This is a genomic window from Streptomyces sp. NPDC051310, from assembly GCF_044455245.1.
Classification (GTDB): domain Bacteria; phylum Actinomycetota; class Actinomycetes; order Streptomycetales; family Streptomycetaceae; genus Streptomyces.
Genome location: NZ_JBITEO010000027.1, coordinates 18,862 through 37,880, shown reverse-complemented (window position 1 = coordinate 37,880; position 19,019 = coordinate 18,862). Strand labels below are relative to the sequence as shown.

The window sequence follows — 19,019 nt, the reverse complement described above, 5'->3', positions numbered from 1 at the left end:
AGCGGATCAGCCGGTTCAGCCCGCGAGGATCGCGCGCGCCAGCTTGGCCGTCTCGGTCGGCGTCTTGCCGACCTTGACACCCGCGGCCTCGAGGGCCTCCTTCTTCGCCTGCGCGGTGCCGGACGAACCGGACACGATCGCACCGGCGTGGCCCATCGTCTTGCCCTCGGGGGCGGTGAAGCCCGCGACGTAGCCGACGACCGGCTTCGTGACGTTGGCCTTGATGAAGTCGGCCGCCCGCTCCTCCGCGTCGCCGCCGATCTCACCGATCATGACGATCAGCTCGGTCTCGGGGTCGGCCTCGAAGGCCGCGAGCGCGTCGATGTGGGTGGTGCCGATGACCGGGTCGCCACCGATGCCGACGGCCGAGGAGAAGCCGATGTCGCGCAGCTCGTACATCATCTGGTAGGTCAGCGTGCCGGACTTCGACACCAGACCGATCTTGCCGGGCTTGGTGATGTCGCCCGGGATGATGCCGGCGTTGGACTGGCCCGGCGTGATCAGGCCGGGGCAGTTCGGGCCGATGATGCGGGTCTTGTTGCCCTTGGACTTCGCGTACGCCCAGAAGGCGGCGGAGTCGTGGACCGCGATGCCCTCGGTGATGACGACGGCCAGCGGGATCTCGGCGTCGATGGCCTCGACCACGGCGGCCTTGGCGAAGGCCGGCGGCACGAAGAGGACGGAGACGTTGGCGCCCGTCTTCTCCATGGCCTCGGCGACCGTGCCGAAGACGGGGATCTCGTGGCCGTCGATGTCGACGGTCGTGCCGGCCTTGCGCGGGTTCACGCCACCGACGATGTTGGTGCCGTCACCGAGCATGAGCTTGGTGTGCTTCATGCCCGTGGCACCGGTCATGCCCTGGACGATGACCTTGCTGTCCTTGTCGAGGAAGATAGCCATGGTGTGTCTGTGACCTCGTCCCTTTACTTCGCAGCCGCGAGCTCGGCGGCCTTGTCGGCCGCGCCGTCCATGGTGTCCACGCGCTGCACCAGCGGGTGGTTGGCGTCCGACAGGATCTTGCGACCCAGCTCCGCGTTGTTGCCGTCGAGGCGCACGACCAGCGGCTTGGTGACCTCTTCGCCCCGCGAGGACAGCAGGTTCAGGGCCTGGACGATGCCGTTGGCGACCTCGTCACAGGCGGTGATGCCACCGAAGACGTTGACGAAGACGGACTTGACGTCGGGGTCCCCGAGGATGATCTCGAGGCCGTTCGCCATGACCTCGGCGGAGGCGCCGCCACCGATGTCGAGGAAGTTGGCGGGCTTCACGCCGCCGTGGGCCTCACCGGCGTACGCGACGACGTCGAGGGTCGACATGACCAGACCCGCGCCGTTGCCGATGATGCCGACCTGGCCGTCGAGCTTGACGTAGTTGAGGCCCTTGGCCTTGGCGGCAGCCTCGAGCGGGTTGGCTGCGGCCTTGTCCTCGAGCGCCTCGTGCTCGGGCTGGCGGAAGTCGGCGTTGGCGTCCAGGGACACCTTGCCGTCGAGGGCGATGATGTCACCGGAGGCGACCTTGGCCAGCGGGTTGACCTCGACGAGGAGGGCGTCCTCGGCGACGAAGGTCTTCCACAGGGTCACGAGGACCTCGGCGACCTTCTCGGCCACGTCGGCCGGGAACTGCGCCTGGGCGACGATCTCGCGGGCCTTCTCGATCGAGACGCCGTCGTTGGCGTCGACCGGGACCTTCGCCAGCTTCTCGGGCGTCGTCGCGGCGACTTCCTCGATGTCCATGCCGCCCGCGACCGAGGCCATGGCCAGGAAGGTGCGGTTGGTGCGGTCGAGGAGGTAGGAGACGTAGTACTCCTCGACGATCTCCGGAGCGGTCTCGGCGATCATCACCTTGTGGACCGTGTGGCCCTTGATGTCCATCCCGAGGATGTCCGTCGCGCGGGCGACGGCCTCGTCCGGCGTGGCGGCCAGCTTGACGCCACCGGCCTTGCCGCGGCCGCCGACCTTCACCTGCGCCTTGACGACCGACTTGCCGCCAAGACGCTCGGTGGCCTCGCGCGCCGCCTCAGGCGTGTCGATGACTTCACCGGCCAGCACCGGTACACCGTGCTTGGCGAAGAGGTCCCTCGCCTGGTACTCGAACAGGTCCACGCGCGTCCGTCCCTTTTCTGGTGATCGCGGTTCGTTGTCTGCGTGGGCGTGCCGCGCGCCCGTCTGACCGGGCGGAGGGCAACGTGACTGCGCTGTCACAGGGGAGGCGTACACGGTGTCCGTGGACGCGGCATGTCCGTCTCGCAGGTTATCCCCGTGGGACCGAGGTCCCTAAATCGCAGATCACACCCAAGCGGTGATACCTGTCACAGACAAGGACCTCCGACGGGCGGCCCCACCAGCTGTGAGACCGCCCGTTGCTACGGATTTCGTACGTCTCTCGTACGTACCGGATCAGCCGCCGTAGGGGAGGTAGTCCGGGGTCACGGACGCGGCGGTGCCCTGGAGCCCGGTCACGGCGTTCGCGGAGAGCGGCTGGACGTCGGCGGTCACGTGCGAGACGACCGCCTGGCCGAACGACTGCGCGTCACCGGTGACACCCTGCGCGAACGGCTGGACCTCCCCCGTCACGCCGTACGCCAGCCCCGTGGCACTGCCCCCGACGCCCTGGGCGACGGGCTCCACCTGGTCGGCGACGGCCTGGACGACCGGCCGTACGGAGCCGGTGACGCCGTCCGCGAACGGCCGGACCTCCCCGGTCACGCCGGACGCCAGCGGCTGGACGTCCGCGACGACACCGCCCGCGAAGGGCTGCACGCCGGAGACGACGCCCTGGGCGAGGGAGCCGGCGTCACCGACGGCCTGGCCCGCGACCGGGAGGACTCCGGCGACGGCCCGGGCGGCGATGGGCGGCAGCACGTCCTGGGCGACGCCGTCCAGGATCGGGGTGGCGGTACCGGCCGGGTCGCCCGCCAGCTCGTGGGCGAAGGAGTCCAGCGGGCCGAAGAGGTAGTCGATCTCCTGTGTGGCGGTGTCCGCGGCGCCCTCGACGACCGGGGCGGCGACGCCCTGGACGTGCCGCACATCGGCCCGGGCGTCCTGCGACACGTCCTGCGACACGTCCTGGGCGGTGCCGCGGGCGGTGTTCTGCACCGGTGCGGCCGCGGCGGACGCGGCGGACGCGTCGGAGACGACGTCCTGCCGGACGGCTCCGGCCGTGTCCTCGATCGCGCCGGCCGTGTCCTCGACCGTGTCGACCACCTTGTCGGGCGTCGACAGCGGGACGGAGACGGATACCTGGCTCGCGCCGGCGGCCGCGGTGCCGATGGCCCACATACCGGTGGCGGTGGCGGCGACGGCTATGGAGCGGCGGATGTTCTTGTTCATGGCTGTGTCGATTCCTTCGAATTCCGTGGGCACGTGGCGGCGCGGCCGGCGCACGTGCGTGGTGACGGCGGACAGACCTGTCCCGCCCCCGCGCGGCAGGTCCTGAGCGGGGGGAGGTCTGCCCTAGCCGGGGAATTCGAGGACGTCGTGGGGGCGGTCGTGGACGGGCGCCACGGTCGCGGGCAGCCCGGCGCCGCGCACGGGGCCGGGGTACGGAACCGGCGCCGCCGTCACGGCGTGCTGGTCGGCGCCCGCCCGCGACGCACCCGCCTCGCCGGCGCAGCCGGGCGTCTGACGGCCGGCGCCGCCCCACGGGGCGGGCACCACGGGTGCGGGCGCGGAGAGCGCCGCGGCCGGTCGGTCACCCCGGGCGCCGGCGGAGCCGGATCCGGTGTCGCCGCCGTACGGCCGCGCCGCGGCGGCGGTCGTACGGGCCCGGCCGGACAGGTGCGGGTCCGCCTGCGGGGCGGCACCGGCCCGCGTGTCCGCGCCGGCACCGGGAGCCGCGGCCGGGGCGTGGGCACCGGCCTCCGCGGTCGCTTCGGGAAGCGCGGGCAGCAGCCCGGTGGGCGTGGGGGGCCGGGTCGGGTCCGGTACGGCTCCGACGACTCCCTGGACCAGGCCCGCCACGGCAGGGCCGGCACCGGACACGGCGCTGCCGGTCACGCCGGCGGTGGCAGTGGTGACCGTGGTGGCAGTGGTGACGGCTTCGGTGGCCGGCGGGAGCACCCGCCCCGCGACCGGCCGCACCACGGACTCGGCCACCGGTCCGGTGACGGCCCCGGCGGACGGGACCGACGGCGCGGACGGGGCCGACGGGGCGGACGAGATTGACGGGACCGACGGGACCGACCGGGCCGGCTCACGGACGGTCCGCGCGGCGTGGGCGGCGTCGCCGACGGCCTCGCGGGTGTCACCCGCCGCTTCGTGCGCCGTGTGCCGCGTTGCCCGGACCCGGTCGTCCTGGAGCTGTTCGTGCTGGACTTGCTCGTCCCGGAGTTTCCCGCCCTGGGCTTGCTCGTGGGTGGCCGCCGGCTCCGGGCCCTCCGCCGCGTACGCCCGGCCCCCGCAGAGGAAGCCCAGCGCCAGCAGACCGCCGAGGAAGAGCGCGATGCCCAGGGCCCGTGCGGCGGCCGTGCCGTGCGCGGCCACCGGGGTGAGACGTCGCCGCGCACGCCGCCGGGCCGCTCCGCGCGCCGTGCGCGGGGCGGCAACCGGCAAGGCAGCCACTGCTGCTGCGACGGCGGTCACGGTGTTCGGGGCCTCCCAGGTCGCGGACGTCGTCGTTCGAGTCCGCGTACGGCGCGACGATGCTTGCACGAGCCTCGGGGGGTGACGCAAGTCCTGCGTTACTGATGGGTCACCATGTCCGGTATGGGCAGTGGCCGTTTCTCGATCGCGGCCGCCATCACCTCCGGGAAGAGGTCGGGCGTGCAGGCGAACGCGGGCGCGCCCAGCGCGGCGAGCGCCGCCGCGTGCTCGCGGTCGTACGCCGGCGCCCCCTCGTCGGACAGCGCGAGCAGGGCCACGAACTGCACTCCCGAGGCCTTCATCGCCGCCACCCGCTTGAGCATCTCGGCGCGGATCCCGCCCTCGTAGAGGTCGCTGATCAGGACGACGACGGTGTCGGCGGGGCGGGTGATCCGCGACTGGCAGTAGGCCAGCGCCCTGTTGATGTCCGTGCCGCCGCCGAGCTGGGTGCCGAAGAGGACGTCGACCGGGTCGTCGAGCTGGTCGGTGAGGTCGACGACGGCAGTGTCGAAGACGACGAGCCGGGTCGCGATCGACCGCATGGACGCGAGCACCGCGCCGAACACGGACGCGTACACGACCGAGGCCGCCATCGACCCGGACTGGTCGATGCACAGGACGACGTCCTTCTTCACGGACTGCGAGGCCCGCCCGTACCCGATCAGCCGCTCGGGCACGACAGTGCCGTACTCGGGCAGGTAGTTCTTCAGGTTCGCCCGGATCGTACGGTCCCAGTCGATGTCCCGGTGACGCGGCCGGCTGACGCGCGCGCTGCGGTCCAGCGCACCCGTGAGCGTGGCGCGGGTGCGGGTGGCGAGCCGCTTCTCCAGGTCCTCGACCACCTTGCGGACGACGGCACGGGCCGTCTCCTTCGTCGTCTCGGGCATCGCCTTGGTGAGCGACAGCAGCGTGCCGACGAGGTGGACGTCGGCCTCGACGGCCTCCAGCATCTCCGGCTCCAGCAGCAGGGCCGACAGGCCGAGCCGGTCGATCGCGTCGCGCTGCATGACCTGCACGACGGAGCTCGGGAAGTACGTGCGGATGTCGCCGAGCCAGCGCGCGACCGACGGCGCCGACGCGCCGAGCCCCGCCGAACGGTCCCGTCCGGCGCGGCCCTGCCCGCCGCCTTCGCCGTACAGGGCGCCCAGCGCGCCGTCCATGGCGGCGTCCGTCCCGGTCAGCGTGCGGCCGGTGCCGTCGGCCTCTCCCCCGCCGAGCACCAGCCGCCAGCGCCGCAGCCGCTCGTCCTCACGGTCGCTCATCGCCCCGCCCCCACCCGCTCGTCGTTCCCCGCACCGTCCACGCCGTCCGCGCCCTCGCCGGCGTCCACACCGTCCCCGCCGTCCGCGCCGTCCGCACTGCTCGCTCCGTCCCCGCTCCTCGCTCCGTCCCCGCCGCCCGGGTCGCCCGGGCCGCCCGCGCCGAGCAGCAGCCGTACGAGCGGCACCACCGCGTCCGCCCGCGCCTCGTCCAGTCCCGGGCCGAATCCGGGCGCGCCCGGCCGGACGGTGCTTCCCCCCGTGGAAGCACCGGCCGCCGGGCCGCGCCGCACCAGCTCGCCCAGCGTGCGCCGGACTCCCGGTTCGTACGCCCCGAACGTGCGCCGCAGCAGCGGCAGCACGCCGGTGAACGCGTCCGCCGGGACTCCGGTCAGCCAGGCGTCGACCAGGGCGAGCAGCCGCTCGTCGTGGACGAGGAGCATGCCGCCGCCGGAGGCGCCCGGGCCGCCGCCGACGAACCCTTCGATCCAGGCGGCCGCCTCGCCCGGCGGCGTCCCGGGCGAGAGCGCGAGCCCCATCAGCCGGGCGGCCTCGTCCTCGGCGAGCCGCCCGTCGTCCAGCAGCAGGCGGGCGGCCCGCCCGCGGATCGCACCGGGAACGCTGTCCCGGCCGGCGAGCGCGCCCAGGACGGCGCCCCAGCGGGCGGTCACCTCGTCGCCGTCCGGGAGGAGCCGGATCGCGGTGTGGACGCCGTCGAGGTGACCGCGCATCTCGGCGGCGCCGTCCGCGTCGAGGCCGGTGCACGCGGGCGGCAGGCCGACGCAGATGCGCAGGGCGAGTCCGGTGGCGACCTCGGCCAGCGCGGCCGTGTCGGTGGACCGCACGTCGCCGTACCGCAGGGAGCGGGCCAGTGCGGGCAGCGCTTGGGCGAGGTGGCCCACGTCCGCGTCGAGCGCGGCCCGGTCGGCGAGGGCCCTCATCACCACGGGCAGCGCGTCGGGCAGCGCGGCCAGCAGGCACCGCTCGGCGAGGGCGGTCACCTCGCCGAGGGCGGTCGCCGACACCGCGAGGCTCTCCGCCTTGGCGGTGGCGGCGGCGAGGACCGTGGTGCCCCACACACCGGCCTCGGCGACCCGCACGTGCAGCTCCGGCTGCCAGCGCAGCCGCCAGCTCTCCCGGAAGGTGCCGGTGCTGCCGCGGCCGGTGGCCGGCTCGCCCCAGGCGACACCCAGCAGCCGCAGCCGGTGCAGCAGCCGGCTGCGCTCCGCGTCCGTCTCCTTGCGCAGGTCGAGGTCGAGTTCCCGCTCCAGCGCCTCCGGCTTGAGGCGCAGCGTGCGCTGCAGCCTGGTCAGGTCGCGCTGCAGCGGCACGGCGGGCGCGGTGTCCGGCACCTCGCCGAGCGCATCGCCGACGATCAGCCGGTCCCTGATGAGGTCGAGCGGCACCTCCGAGCCGTCGCACATCACGGCCCGTGCGGCGTCCATCGTCTCGGTGAGCCCGGCGACCGGACGGCCGCGCAGGGCGGCGAGCGTCCCGGCGAGCCGTACGGCCTCGATGACGTGGGCGGACGAGACGATCCGGTCCTCCTCGCGCAGCAGGCCGGCGATCTTCGTCAGCCAGCGCTCGACGGGCCGGTCCGGTGCGCCGAACAGGTGCCCGTACCAGCCGGGTGAGTCGATGCCCGCGCCGTAACCGCTGTGCCGCGCGAGCCGTCGGTAGGTCCAGGGCACCCAGGTGATCCCGGTCTTCACCTTGGGCAGGCCCTTGAGGAGGGCCCGGTCCGCGGTGGTGGTGGTCCTCGCGGCGAGCGCGGGCACGTGCCAGGCGCCGCACACCACGGCCACGCCGTCGCCGTACGTCTTGCGGGCGGCGCGCAGCTGGAGCCGCATGTACGCCTCGCGGATCAGGTCGCGGGGGTGGCCGCCGTGCCCGTAGGCCTCGCGCAGCGCCGCCATGGCCTCGGCGAGACCGGCGAACACCGCCAGGGGGTCGCCGTCCGGGCCGTCGTCCGGGGGCCCGTGGCGTGCGGAGACGGGGCCGCGGTGCTCGACGACGTCCTCCCACCAGCGCTCCGGGTCGTCGTACCCGGCGGTTTCGGCGAGCACCGCGATGGGGTCGATCCGTACGCCGTCGGCCTCCTCCTCGTCGCCGTCGCCCCAGGTGGGATCGGCCCCCATGGCCAGCGAGTGCGTGGCGGGCAGGTCGATGAAGCGGACGGGCACGCCGTGGTCGAGCGCCCAGCGGACGGCGACCCACTCCGGCGAGAAGTCGGCCAGGGGCCAGAAGGCGGCCCGGCCCGGGTCGTCCACGGCGTGGGCGAGCAGGGCGACGGGCGGCCGCATGTGCTCGTCCGCGGCCAGGGGGAGCAGGGCGTCGCCCTCGGGCGGACCCTCGACCAGTACGGCCGGGGGCTTGGCGGCGTCCAGCGCGGCCCTGACCGCGCGGGCCGATCCCGGCCCGTGGTGCCGCACGCCGAGCAGCAGCGCCTCCCCGGCGGGTGTCCGTCCCGTCCGCGTCACGCCGAGACCTCCCTGCACGCGCGGTAGAAGTCCTTCCATCCCTCCCGCTCGCGGACGACCGTCTCCAGGTACTCCTGCCAGATGACGCGGTCCGCCGCCGGGTCGCGGACGACGGCGCCGAGGATGCCGGCGGCCACGTCGCCGGGGCGCAGCACGCCGTCGCCGAAGTGGGCGGCGAGCGCGAGGCCGCCCGTGACGACCGAGATGGCCTCGGCCGTGGACAGCGTCCCGGACGGGGACTTGAGCTTGGTGCGGCCGTCGGTGGTGACGCCGTCGCGCAGCTCGCGGAAGACGGTGACGACCCGCCGGATCTCGTCGATGCCCTCGGGCGCGGCGGGCAGGTCGAGGGAGCGGCCTATCTGGTCGACGCGCCGCGAGACGATGTCGACCTCGGCGTCGGGTGTCGCGGGCAGCGGCAGGACGACGGTGTTGAAGCGGCGGCGCAGGGCGCTGGACAGGTCGTTGACGCCGCGGTCGCGGTCGTTCGCCGTGGCGATCAGGTTGAAGCCCCGTACCGCCTGGACCTCCTCCCCCAGCTCCGGGATGGGCAGCGTCTTCTCCGACAGGATCGTGATGAGCGTGTCCTGCACGTCGGCGGGGATGCGGGTCAGCTCCTCGACGCGGGCGGTCATGCCGTCGGCCATGGCGCGCATCACCGGGCTGGGCACCAGCGCGTCGCGGCTCGGGCCGTGGGCGAGCAGCCGGGCGTAGTTCCACCCGTAGCGGATGGCCTCCTCGGGTGTGCCCGCCGTGCCCTGCACGAGCAGGGTGGAGTCCCCGCTGACGGCCGCGGCGAGGTGTTCGGAGACCCAGGTCTTCGCGGTGCCGGGCACGCCGAGGAGGAGCAGGGCGCGGTCGGTGGCGAGGGTGGTGACGGCGACTTCGACGATGCGGCGCGGTCCCACGTACTTCGGTGTGATGACGGTGCCGCCGGGCAGCGTGCCGCCGAGCAGATAGGTGGCGACGGCCCACGGTGAGAGCCGCCAGCGGGGCGGGCGGGGCCGGTCGTCCACCGCCGCGAGCGCCGCGAGTTCGTCCGCGAACGCGTCCTCGGCGTGCGGCCGCAGGGCCTCGCCGCCGGTCTCCCCGCGCTTGCCCGGGCGGTTCCCCCCGCTGGTGGCCGCGGCGCCGCGGGCGCCCTGGGCCGGGGTGTGCGCGATGGCTTCGGTCGTTTCGGGCACGGTCATGGATCCCCCTCCGGATCGTGTGCGACCGGGTGTGGGATCCACCGTGCACCATGCCACTGACAATCGACCGTCTCCGCAGGTGGAGGCCGGAAACGGCCGATCGTGGGAGCGTCAGCCGGCCATCGGCGAGAGCGCGTTGCAGCCGGCCGCCGCGGCGACGCCCTTGCCCGACTTCTCGTCGAGGACCTTGCCCTTGTGCGTGATCTTGCAGGAGACCTCGGAGCCGTTGACGTCGACGGCCACCGGCATGACGAGCGGCGCCTCGATGCCGCGCAGCTTCACCGTCTTCTTCCACGGCAGCGCCGGGTTCTGCACCGACTCCAGCTTCGGGTTGGTGGCGTCACCGCCGCCGGCGTTGAACTCGATGGAGTCGATGCCCTTGCCGTCGACCTCGTACGTGACCTCGTACTCCTCGTTCACGGCCTTGTCGACCTGCTTCGTCGCCTCGTCGGCGACACCGGAGCAGGCGCCGAGACCGAGCGCGAGCCCGCCGGCGATGACCGTCGAGACGACGGAGCGGCTGATGCGGTTCATGGGTACCCCCCGGGGCGAGTTGACTGGACATGCGCAGGCAACAGTAAAAGGCGAGCAAAGTCAACTGGCTTATCCGACAGCGAAATTGCAGGTCAGGGCCGATTGTCAGTGGTGGGTCCTACCGTCGTGAGCATGAATCAGCAGGGGGTGCGCTGGACGGCGGAACAGGTGCTGGCCCTGGCTCCTGACGACGCCTCGCGCAAAGCGGGCAGCAGACTCGGAGCGGCCGGGCCGTGGTCGGAGGCGGGCAGCAGCGGCGCGGGGGCCGTGTGGGGCCTGTGCAAGGGCAGCGGGAGCAGGCCGTACCGGACGGTCGTCGACACCACCGGCCCGGCGTTCCACTGCAGTTGTCCGAGCCGCAAGTTCCCGTGCAAGCACGCCCTGGGGCTGCTGCTGCTCTGGTCGTCGGACGAGCGCGCCGTGCCGGACACCGCCGGCACCGACGTACCGCAGTGGGCCGGGGAGTGGCTCGCGGCGCGCCGTGCCCGGGCCGCGGGCGGCGGGGAAGGGGACGCGGCCGGCACTCCGGCCGCCAGGACCGCGGATCCCGAGGCGGCACGGCGCCGTGCCGCCCGGCGTGCCGCGCGGATCACCGCGGGGGCGCAGGAGCTGGAGCAGCGGCTGGCGGACCTGCTGCGCGGCGGGCTCGCCTCCGCCGACCGGTCGGGATACGGGCTGTGGGAGGAGACGGCGGCGCGGATGGTCGACGCGCAGGCGCCCGGACTGGCGGGACGGGCCAGGGAGCTGGGCGCGATACCCGGCTCGGGCCCGGGCTGGCCCGTGCGCCTGCTGGAGGAGTGCGCGCTGACACACCTCCTCGGGCAGGCGTGGCTCGGCATCGAGCGGCTGCCGGGGCCGCTGGCGGCGACCGTCCGCACCCGCGTCGGGCTCACCGCGCCCGCCGACGGCCCGGCGGTACGCGACCGCTGGACGGTCCTCGCCCAGTACGACACGTCGGACGGCAAGCTGACCACGCGCCGCATCTGGCTGTACGGACAGGGCAGCGGGCGCACGGTACTGCTGCTGTCCTTCGGGGCGGCGGGGCGGGCGCCGCAGCTCGCGCTGCCCGTGGGCGTCGTCGTCGACGCCGAGGTCACACCGCACGCGGGCGCCGGACAGGTGCGGGCGGAGCTCGGCGAGCAGTTCTCCGCGCCCGTCCCGGCCGCCGGCCCGCCGCCGGGCGGCACGGCCGCCGACGCCCTGGCCGCGTACGGGCACGCGCTGCGGGAGGACCCGTGGCTGGACTCCTGGCCGGTCACGCTCCGCGGCGTCATACCGGTGCCGACGGGAAACGGCGGCTGGCAACTGGCCGAGGCCCGCGGATCCGGTGCCGAGGGGGCCGCCCTGCCGGTCTCCGCCGCTGCGCTCGGCCGGGCCGGGCTGTGGCGGCTGGTCGCCCTGTCCGGCGGCGGCCCGGTCACCGTCTTCGGCGAATGCGGGCACCGCGGCTTCACACCGCTCGCCGCCTGGGCCCCGGACACGCCCGAGACCGTTGCGCTCACCTGACGTACGGAGGACGCCATGACCACCACCACATCCTGGGACGACCTCGTCACCTGCGCGCTGCTCGGGACCGAACGGCGTGCGCCGGGCGCCGACGTCATGGCGTCCGCGGGCGGCAAGGACGCGTCCGGGGCGCTGCTGGACGCGGCCGCGCTGCACACGGTGCGGCGCAGGGCGGGCCTGCTTCCGGCACCCGCCGTACCCGCCGCCGCGCGGCCCGGGCCGGCGCCGCACGATCCGCGGCCGCCCGTACCGGAAGCGGCCCGGCGCCGGCTCGCCCAGCTCCTCGCCGACCGGTCCGGCCCTTCGCAGGGCGGCGGCCGGCGCGGTGCCGCCCCCGACCTCACCGAGCTGCTGCCGCAGTGGCTCGCGGCCGCGAACGAGCACGGGTACCGGGCCCCGGCGTCCCTGCTGCCCGCCCTGCTCGACACCGCCCGCGCCCGCACCGACCTCCGGCCGCAGGCACTGGCCTTCGCCGGGCCGCGCGGACTGTGGCTCGCCCGCCTCAACCCGGAGTGGAGGTTCGCCCTGCGCGGCGCCTCGGCGGGTGCCGCGCTGCCCGCGCCCGACGACACGGAGGCCGTGCGGCGGCTGTGGGACGAGGGGCTGTTCGCCGAGCGGGTCGCCCTGCTGGGAGCGGTACGCGCCCACGACCCCCGGGCCGCGCTCGCCCTGCTGACCTCGACCTGGGCGACCGAGCGGGCCGAGGACCGGCTGATGTTCCTCGACTCCCTGCGCACCGGTCTGTGCCACGGCGACGAGCCGTTCCTGGAGCAGGCCCTCTCCGACCGCAGCCGCAACGTCCGCTCCACGGCGGCCGAGCTGCTGTCCGCGCTGCCGCGGTCGGCACTCGCCGGCCGCATGGCCGACCGGGCCGCGTCCTGCGTCAGCCTCGACCGCACCGGGCCCGCCGCCGTGATCTCCGTCGAGGCCCCGCACGAATGCGACGCGGGCATGCAGCGCGACGGCGTCCTGCCCCACCCGCCCGCCGGCCGCGGCGCACGGTCGTGGTGGCTGGGCCAGCTGGTGGAGGCGGCACCGCTGCGCGTGTGGCAGGCGCGGCTCGGCGGGCGCACGCCCGACGAGATCATCGCGCTGCCCGTCGCCGACGACTGGCGCGACGAGCTGCACGCCGCGTGGTGCCGGGCCGCGGTCCGGCAGCGCGACGCGGCCTGGTCCCGCGCCCTGCTGGGGCCGCCGGCGACGCCTCCGGCATCACTGGCCGAGCGGTCCCAGCTGCTGTCCACCCTCACCGCGGACGAACGCGCCGCGTGGGTGGCCGACTTCATCGCCGCGCACGGCCTGTCGGAGGCGTTCCAGCTCCTCGGCGTCTGCGCGGTGCCCTGGGCGGAACCGCTGGGGCGCGCGGTGGTCGACGCGCTGGACATCGCCCGCGACGCCGGCAGCTACCCGTGGAGCTTCAGCGGCGTGATGGGCCTCGCGGAGCGGTGCCTCCACCCGGCCGAGGCGGCCCGCCTCGACGTCCTGACGGCCATACCGGACGAACCCGAGGGCGCGTCCCCCGGCGCGGGCGGCTACTGGTCGGAGGCCTTCCAACGCTTGGTCGCCACGCTCCGCTTCCGCGCCACGATGCACGCGGAACTGGCTCCGTGATCCCTCGCCTCCGCGCGGGTCCCGGCCCCGGACCCGGTTCGTCCGCAGGCCGGTGGTCCGGTTGTGGCCATCCGCTCCGCCCTGCGGAACGACTGTCCACAACCGGCCGCACCCCGCGAGCGGGGCTACGCGTCGCTGGAGACCCGCACGTTGGCGTTGACCCAGTCGACGATCGACGCCGTCGTCGCACCGGGCGTGAAGATCTCCGCCACGCCCTTCTCCTTCAGCGGCGCGATGTCCGCGTCCGGGATGATCCCTCCGCCGAAGACCTTGATGTCCTCCGCGTCCCGCTCCTTCAGGAGCTCCAGGACCTTCGCGAACAGCGTGTTGTGCGCGCCCGAGAGGATCGAGAGGCCGATCGCGTCCGCGTCCTCCTGGATCGCCGTGTCCACGATCTGCTCCGGCGTCTGGTGCAGGCCGGTGTAGATGACCTCCATACCGGCGTCACGCAGCGCCCGCGCGATCACCTTGGCCCCGCGATCGTGGCCGTCGAGACCCGGCTTGGCCACCACCACGCGGATCGGACCGGTCACACCCATCACTGCCTCCACATGCGTCCCCCGTACCTGATCCCGGGGAGGTGAACGAACGTTATCGACAGCATCCCGCACGCTGCCGTTTCGCGGTGCAGAGCGAGGGGGAAATCACACGTGGGACATGTTCGCCGCGTGTCGCGCCCGCCCGGAGGGAGCCCTCGGGCCCCGGCGGAGTGATCGCGAGGGGAGCCCGCACCACGCCATCCGGGGGGGCGCCCCACGAGGGCATACGGGGGACCGAGCCGTGCCTCGCGTGCCGGTTCGGGAGGTCGGACTCGGCCATGAGGCTCATCGCGCTGTTCAAAGCCACCGCCCTGGAGCTGGCGGTCCTCGCCTGCCATCTGGTCCTCTACCCCACCGGTGTCGCCCAGGAGCGGCGACCGGGTCCGGCCGTGCGGCGCGCCACCGGGCGGCCGCCCGTGGTGCTGCTGCACGGGTTCGTCGACAACCGCTCCGTGTTCGTCCTGCTGCGCCGCTCCCTCGCCCGGCACGGCCGGGAGCACGTGGAGTCGCTCAACTATTCGCCCCTCACCTGCGATCTCCGCGTCGCCGCGGAGCTGCTCGGCCGGCACGTCGAGGACATCTGCGCCCGCACCGGGCACCACGAGGTGGACGTCGTCGGGCACAGCCTCGGCGGCCTCATCGCCCGGTACTACGTGCAGCGGCTGGGCGGCGACCGGCGCGTGAGAATCCTGGTCACGCTGGGCACACCGCACGCGGGTACCACCGTCGCCCCGCTCGCCGGCGCGCATCCACTGGTGCGCCAGATGCGTCCGGGATCGGCCGTCCTGCGGGAGTTGAGCGAGCCGGCACCGCGGTGCCGTACGCGCTTCGTCAGCTTCTGGAGCGACCTCGACCGGATCATGGTCCCCGTCGAGACGGCATGCCTCGGTCATCCCGACCTGATCGTGCAGAACATCCGGGTCGCCGGCATCGGCCACCTCGCGCTGCCCGTGCACCCCGCCGTCGCGGCCGAGGTGCGGCAGGTGCTCGAGTCCGACGAGCCGGCCGCCGGAACGGCGGATTCCGTGTCCGTGGCGTGACCTCGCCACCACGTCACTCGAACGAATTTCGAACGTACGGCCAAGGCTCTGTGTGCACTCCGCCGAAAGGCGGCTGAATGCCCGTTTCCCGCGGGCCCAAACTTCTCGGAAGATTGTCGCTTGCGCGTACCGCCGGGTACAGTCGCGCCCACTGCTTTCCCCTCTGGGTCCCCTCTCCGGAACCGTGCCCAGATCTGGTCCTGCTGCCGAGGCGAGAGAGAAGTTGGTGAACGACCAGCACCCCCACGCCGGGTACGTCGGAGACGACGCCCACACCACGGGCAGCTACAGCACCGGCAGTTACACCACGGGTGCGTACGACACCGGCAGTTACGAGACCGGCAGCTTCGCGACGGACCCGCTCTTCGGCGCCCTCCCCGGCACCGAGACCCGCAACGGCGGCTACCAGGCCGGGTACGAGACCGACTACGCCCAGCACAGCGGCCAGTACGACAGCACGCAGTGGACCGGCGAGACCACCGGATACGTCGAGTACTCCGAGTACACCGGCCAGTGGGACGCGAACGCCTGGAACGACAACGGCCAGGCGCAGTACGACACCGGCGCCTACGACGCGACCGCCTGGCACTACGCCCCCACCGAGACCTTCGTCCCGGAGCAGTACGACTACGCGGCCACCGCGCATGCGCCCGGGGCGGAATCCCTGACGGACGAACCCGGGCCGTTCGTCACGCCCGAGTCCCAGGAGCCTGCGGAGTCGCTGGAGCCGGTCATCGAGCCGGAGCCGGCCGCCGAGCCGGAGTCCGGGCCGGAGCCGGAACTCGCTTCCCAGCACGAGGCCATGACGGTGACCGCCCCCGTGGTGGCCGTCCCGCGCCCCGCCCGCCGTGCCGGTTCGGGCGGCAGCCGCGGCCGGCGCCGTACCCCCGCGAAGCGTTCCGCGCTCCTCACCGTCGCGGTGCCGTCCGCCTGCGTGATGGGGGTCGCCGGAATCGCGGCCGCCTCGGTCAGCGGTCTCACCGAGGGTGAGGCGAAGCCCGAGGCCAAGCCGGTCACCGCCGCCGACACCGCCTCCCTCCAGACGGTCGCCGCGAACAGCGCCCTGGACACCCAGCTCGCCGCGCTCAGCGCCGACGCCCGCGACTTCGGCGACCGCGCCAGCCGCACCCAGGAGCGCATCGACCTCAAGGCGCGCCAGGAGGCGGAGCGCAAGAAGCGCGAGGAGGAGGCCGCACGCCGGGAGGCGATGCGCCCCAAGTTCGCGCTGCCCGTCCAACTGCACCAGCTCAGCGCGCAGTACGGGCAGGCCGGCGTCAACTGGATGTCGCTGCACACCGGTATCGACTTCCCCGTGCAGTACGGCACTCCGGTGATGGCCGCCACCGACGGCACCGTCCGCACCCAGTGGAACAGCGCCTACGGGAACATGGCGATCGTGACCGCCAAGGACGGCACCGAGACCTGGTACTGCCACCTCAGCAGCACCAAGATCCGCTCCGGCGAGGTCAAGGCCGGCGAGGTCATCGCCTACTCCGGCAACTCCGGCAACTCCACCGGTCCGCACCTGCACTTCGAGGTACGGCCGGGCGGCGGTTCCGCCATCGACCCGCTCCCGTGGCTGCGCAGCCACGGCCTCGACCCCACGAGCTGACGGCCGACGCGCTGACGGACTCCGGTACGGATTCCGGTACCGGCTTCGGTACGGGCTGCGCTACGGAAACCGCCCGGGAGCCCGTCCCGCCCGGCGAACCACCCCCGCCCGGGTGACCCGGCGAGGCCGCCGGGGCGGGGTGACCGCCCGTGGGCTACAGCTTCTCGACCGGCGCGTACCGCAGCAGCAGGCGCTTGGGCTTGTCGTCCCCGAAGTCGATCGTCGCCTGGGCGTCCGCGCCCACGCCTGTCACGGCCGTCACGGTCCCGAGCCCGAACTGGTCGTGCGTCACCCGGTCCCCGACCGCCAGCGAGATCACCGGCTTGTCCGACGTACGCCGCGTGGCGAAGCCCGACGGGCCGGACCGGGACCGGGAGGACGAGAGCGAGGAGGTGATGCCGGCGGCCGGACCGCTCGCCGGCTTCGCCATCGCGCCCGTACGCTTCCACTCCAGGTGCTGGGCGGGAATCTCCTCCAGGAACCGCGAGGGCGGGTTGTAGGAGGGCTGCCCCCACGCGCTGCGCATGGACGACCGGGTGAGGTAGAGCCGCTCGCGGGCGCGCGTGATGCCCACGTACGCCAGGCGCCGCTCCTCCTCCAGCTCCTTGGTCTGGCCGAGGGCGCGCATGTGCGGGAAGACGCCGTCCTCCATGCCGGTGAGGAACACCACGGGGAACTCCAGGCCCTTGGCCGTGTGCAGCGTCATCAGCGTGATGACGCCGGAGCCCTCCTCGTCCTCGTCCGGGATCTGGTCGGAGTCGGCGACCAGCGCGACCTGCTCCAGGAACTCCGCCAGGGTGCCGGGCTCCTCGCCGCGCTCCTGCTCGAACTCCAGGGCCACGGCGGCGAGTTCCTGCAGGTTCTCGATGCGGGTCTCGTCCTGGGGGTCCGTGGACGCCTGGAGCTCGGCGAGGTATCCGGTGCGCTCCAGCACCGCCTCCAGGACCACGGCCGGTCCGGCGCCGGACTCGGCGATCGTCCGCAGCTCGTCCAGGAGCGTGTTGAACCGCTTGACGGCGTTGGCCGAGCGCGCCGCCATGCCGTACGCCTCGTCGACGCGGCGCAGCGCCTGCGGGAAGGTGATCTTCTCCCGGAGCGCCAGCGCTTCGATCATCGCCTCGGCGCGGTCACCGATGCCGCGCTTGGGCACGTTGAGGATGCGGCGCAGCGGGACGCTGTCCTCCGGGTTGGCCAGCACGCGCAGGTAGGCCAGGACGTCCCGGACCTCCTTGCGCTCGTAGAAGCGGACGCCGCCGACGACCTTGTAGGGCAGTCCCACCCGGATGAAGATCTCCTCGAAGACACGGGACTGGGCGTTCGTGCGGTAGAAGACGGCGACGTCACCGGCCTTGGCCTCGCCCGCGTCCGTCAGCCGGTCGATCTCGTCGGCGACGAACTGCGCCTCGTCGTGCTCGGTGTCCGCGACGTACCCGGTGATGCGCGAACCGGCGCCGGCGTTCGTCCACAGGTTCTTGGGGCGGCGGCTCTCGTTGCGCTCGATCACCGCGTTGGCGGCGGAGAGGATCGTCTGGGTGGAGCGGTAGTTCTGCTCCAGCAGGATCGTGGTCGCCTCCGGGTAGTCCTCCTCGAACTGGAGGATGTTGCGGATCGTCGCACCGCGGAAGGCGTAGATCGACTGGTCGGCGTCACCGACGACGCACAGCTCCGCCGGGCCGAGGTCCTCGTACCCGGTGCCCACCAGCTCGCGCACGAGCGTGTACTGCGCGTGGTTGGTGTCCTGGTACTCGTCGACGAGGACGTGCCGGAAGCGGCGGCGGTAGTGCTCGGCGACGTCCGGGAACGCCTGGAGCAGGTGGACCGTCGTCATGATGATGTCGTCGAAGTCCAGGGCGTTGGCCTCGCGCAGCCGCGCCTGGTACATCCGGTACGCCTCGGCGAGGGTCTTCTCGAACCCGTCGGCCGCCTGGTCGGCGAAGGTCTCCTCGTCGATCAGCTCGTTCTTCAGGTTGGAGATCTTGGCGCTGAACGACTTCGGCGGGAACTTCTTCGGGTCCAGGTCCAGGTCGCGGCAGACCAGCGCCATCAGCCGCTTGGAGTCGGCGGCGTCGTAGATCGAGAAGGACGACGTGAAGCCGAGCCTCTTGGACTCGCGGCGCAGGATGCGGACGCACGCGCTGTGGAAGGTCATCACCCACATGGCGTTGGCGCGCGGTCCGACGAGCTGCTCGACGCGCTCCTTCATCTCGCCGGCGGCCTTGTTGGTGAAGGTGATCGCCAGTATCTGACCCGGGTGGACGTTCCGCGTGGCCAGCAGGTGGGCGATGCGGTGGGTCAGCACCCTGGTCTTGCCGGACCCGGCACCGGCGACGATGAGCAGCGGTGAGCCGGTGTGGACGACGGCCGCGCGCTGCTGGTCGTTCAGCCCCTCCAGCAGCGCGGCGGGGTCGACGACGGTGCGCGGGGCGCCGTCGCGGTGGTACGCGTCACGGGCCGCCGGCACGTCGAAGCGGTCCCCGAAGAGGTCGTGCGGGACCTCCTCCGGGGCCGGCCGGTGGTCCTCGGAGTCCTCCGGGGGCGGCGGCGGCTCCTCCGAGGTGTGGTTCCGGAGGTCCGCCAGGAAGCTGTCGTCAAAGAGGCTGCTCATCGCCTATCGAGTCTAGGCGGCCCCACTGACAGCCGTGGCCGAACCGCCTCCCTCACGTTCGGTCAC

General features: G+C 73.5%; 14 protein-coding genes. 4 read left to right on the top strand and 10 right to left on the bottom strand.

Going from position 1 to position 19,019, the window contains the following annotated elements; all coding sequences use genetic code 11:
• Positions 1-15: 15 nt before the first annotated feature.
• The 8 genes from sucD to ACIA79_RS29370 form a co-directional block, all read right to left on the bottom strand.
• Positions 16-900 (bottom strand): succinate--CoA ligase subunit alpha, encoded by an 885-nt coding sequence (gene sucD, locus ACIA79_RS29405; RefSeq protein ID WP_391814809.1) that lies wholly within the window; start codon positions 898-900, stop codon positions 16-18.
• Positions 901-923: 23 nt separating this feature from the next.
• A complete protein-coding gene (sucC, locus tag ACIA79_RS29400; protein WP_031068202.1) occupies positions 924-2,102 on the bottom strand; it encodes an ADP-forming succinate--CoA ligase subunit beta in 1,179 nt (392 codons plus the stop codon).
• 294 nt (positions 2,103-2,396) lie between these two features.
• On the bottom strand, positions 2,397-3,329 hold the full coding sequence (locus ACIA79_RS29395) for a hypothetical protein (protein WP_399431415.1): 933 nt from the start codon (positions 3,327-3,329) through the stop codon (positions 2,397-2,399).
• Positions 3,330-3,452: 123 nt separating this feature from the next.
• Complete coding sequence (locus ACIA79_RS29390) at positions 3,453-4,481, bottom strand: hypothetical protein (RefSeq protein WP_399431414.1); 1,029 nt, start codon at positions 4,479-4,481, stop codon at positions 3,453-3,455.
• A gap of 197 nt (positions 4,482-4,678) precedes the next feature.
• Entirely contained in the window at positions 4,679-5,842 is a 1,164-nt protein-coding gene (locus tag ACIA79_RS29385; RefSeq protein ID WP_399431413.1) for a VWA domain-containing protein, read from the bottom strand.
• A complete protein-coding gene (locus ACIA79_RS29380) occupies positions 5,839-8,358 on the bottom strand; it encodes a DUF5682 family protein (protein WP_399431412.1) in 2,520 nt (839 codons plus the stop codon). The genes ACIA79_RS29385 and ACIA79_RS29380 overlap by 4 nt, the downstream gene beginning before the upstream one ends.
• Positions 8,316-9,506 carry an AAA family ATPase gene (locus tag ACIA79_RS29375; RefSeq protein WP_399431411.1) on the bottom strand — a complete coding sequence of 397 codons (1,191 nt, stop codon included), beginning with the start codon at positions 9,504-9,506 and terminating at the stop codon, positions 8,316-8,318. The genes ACIA79_RS29380 and ACIA79_RS29375 overlap by 43 nt, the downstream gene beginning before the upstream one ends.
• 111 nt (positions 9,507-9,617) lie before the next feature.
• Positions 9,618-10,040 (bottom strand): MmpS family transport accessory protein, encoded by a 423-nt coding sequence (locus ACIA79_RS29370; protein ID WP_399431410.1) that lies wholly within the window; start codon positions 10,038-10,040, stop codon positions 9,618-9,620.
• Between the two features lie 132 nt (positions 10,041-10,172).
• On the opposite strand from ACIA79_RS29370, the gene ACIA79_RS29365 reads away from it, so the two are divergent.
• Positions 10,173-11,546 (top strand): SWIM zinc finger family protein, encoded by a 1,374-nt coding sequence (locus tag ACIA79_RS29365; protein ID WP_399431409.1) that lies wholly within the window; start codon positions 10,173-10,175, stop codon positions 11,544-11,546.
• 15 nt (positions 11,547-11,561) lie between these two features.
• Entirely contained in the window at positions 11,562-13,157 is a 1,596-nt protein-coding gene (locus ACIA79_RS29360; RefSeq protein WP_399431408.1) for a DUF5691 domain-containing protein, read from the top strand.
• A gap of 125 nt (positions 13,158-13,282) precedes the next feature.
• Here the strand turns inward: ACIA79_RS29360 and ACIA79_RS29355 are convergent, their stop codons facing one another.
• Positions 13,283-13,696 carry a cobalamin B12-binding domain-containing protein gene (locus ACIA79_RS29355; protein ID WP_399431407.1) on the bottom strand — a complete coding sequence of 138 codons (414 nt, stop codon included), beginning with the start codon at positions 13,694-13,696 and terminating at the stop codon, positions 13,283-13,285.
• 278 nt (positions 13,697-13,974) lie between these two features.
• Here ACIA79_RS29355 and ACIA79_RS29350 point away from each other — a divergent pair, with 278 nt between their 5' ends.
• Together ACIA79_RS29350 and ACIA79_RS29345 are read left to right on the top strand one after the other, a co-directional pair.
• Positions 13,975-14,736: a lipase family alpha/beta hydrolase gene (locus tag ACIA79_RS29350; RefSeq protein WP_399431406.1), complete on the top strand. Its 762-nt coding sequence runs from the start codon at positions 13,975-13,977 to the stop codon at positions 14,734-14,736.
• Between the two features lie 226 nt (positions 14,737-14,962).
• The gene (locus ACIA79_RS29345) at positions 14,963-16,348 is read left to right on the top strand and encodes a peptidoglycan DD-metalloendopeptidase family protein (protein ID WP_399431405.1); all 1,386 of its coding nucleotides are present in this window, start codon (positions 14,963-14,965) and stop codon (positions 16,346-16,348) included.
• A 154-nt stretch (positions 16,349-16,502) separates the two neighbouring features.
• On the opposite strand, the gene pcrA is transcribed toward ACIA79_RS29345, so the two are convergent.
• Positions 16,503-18,953 (bottom strand): DNA helicase PcrA, encoded by a 2,451-nt coding sequence (gene pcrA / locus ACIA79_RS29340; RefSeq protein ID WP_399431404.1) that lies wholly within the window; start codon positions 18,951-18,953, stop codon positions 16,503-16,505.
• Between the last annotated feature and the right edge of the window lie 66 nt (positions 18,954-19,019).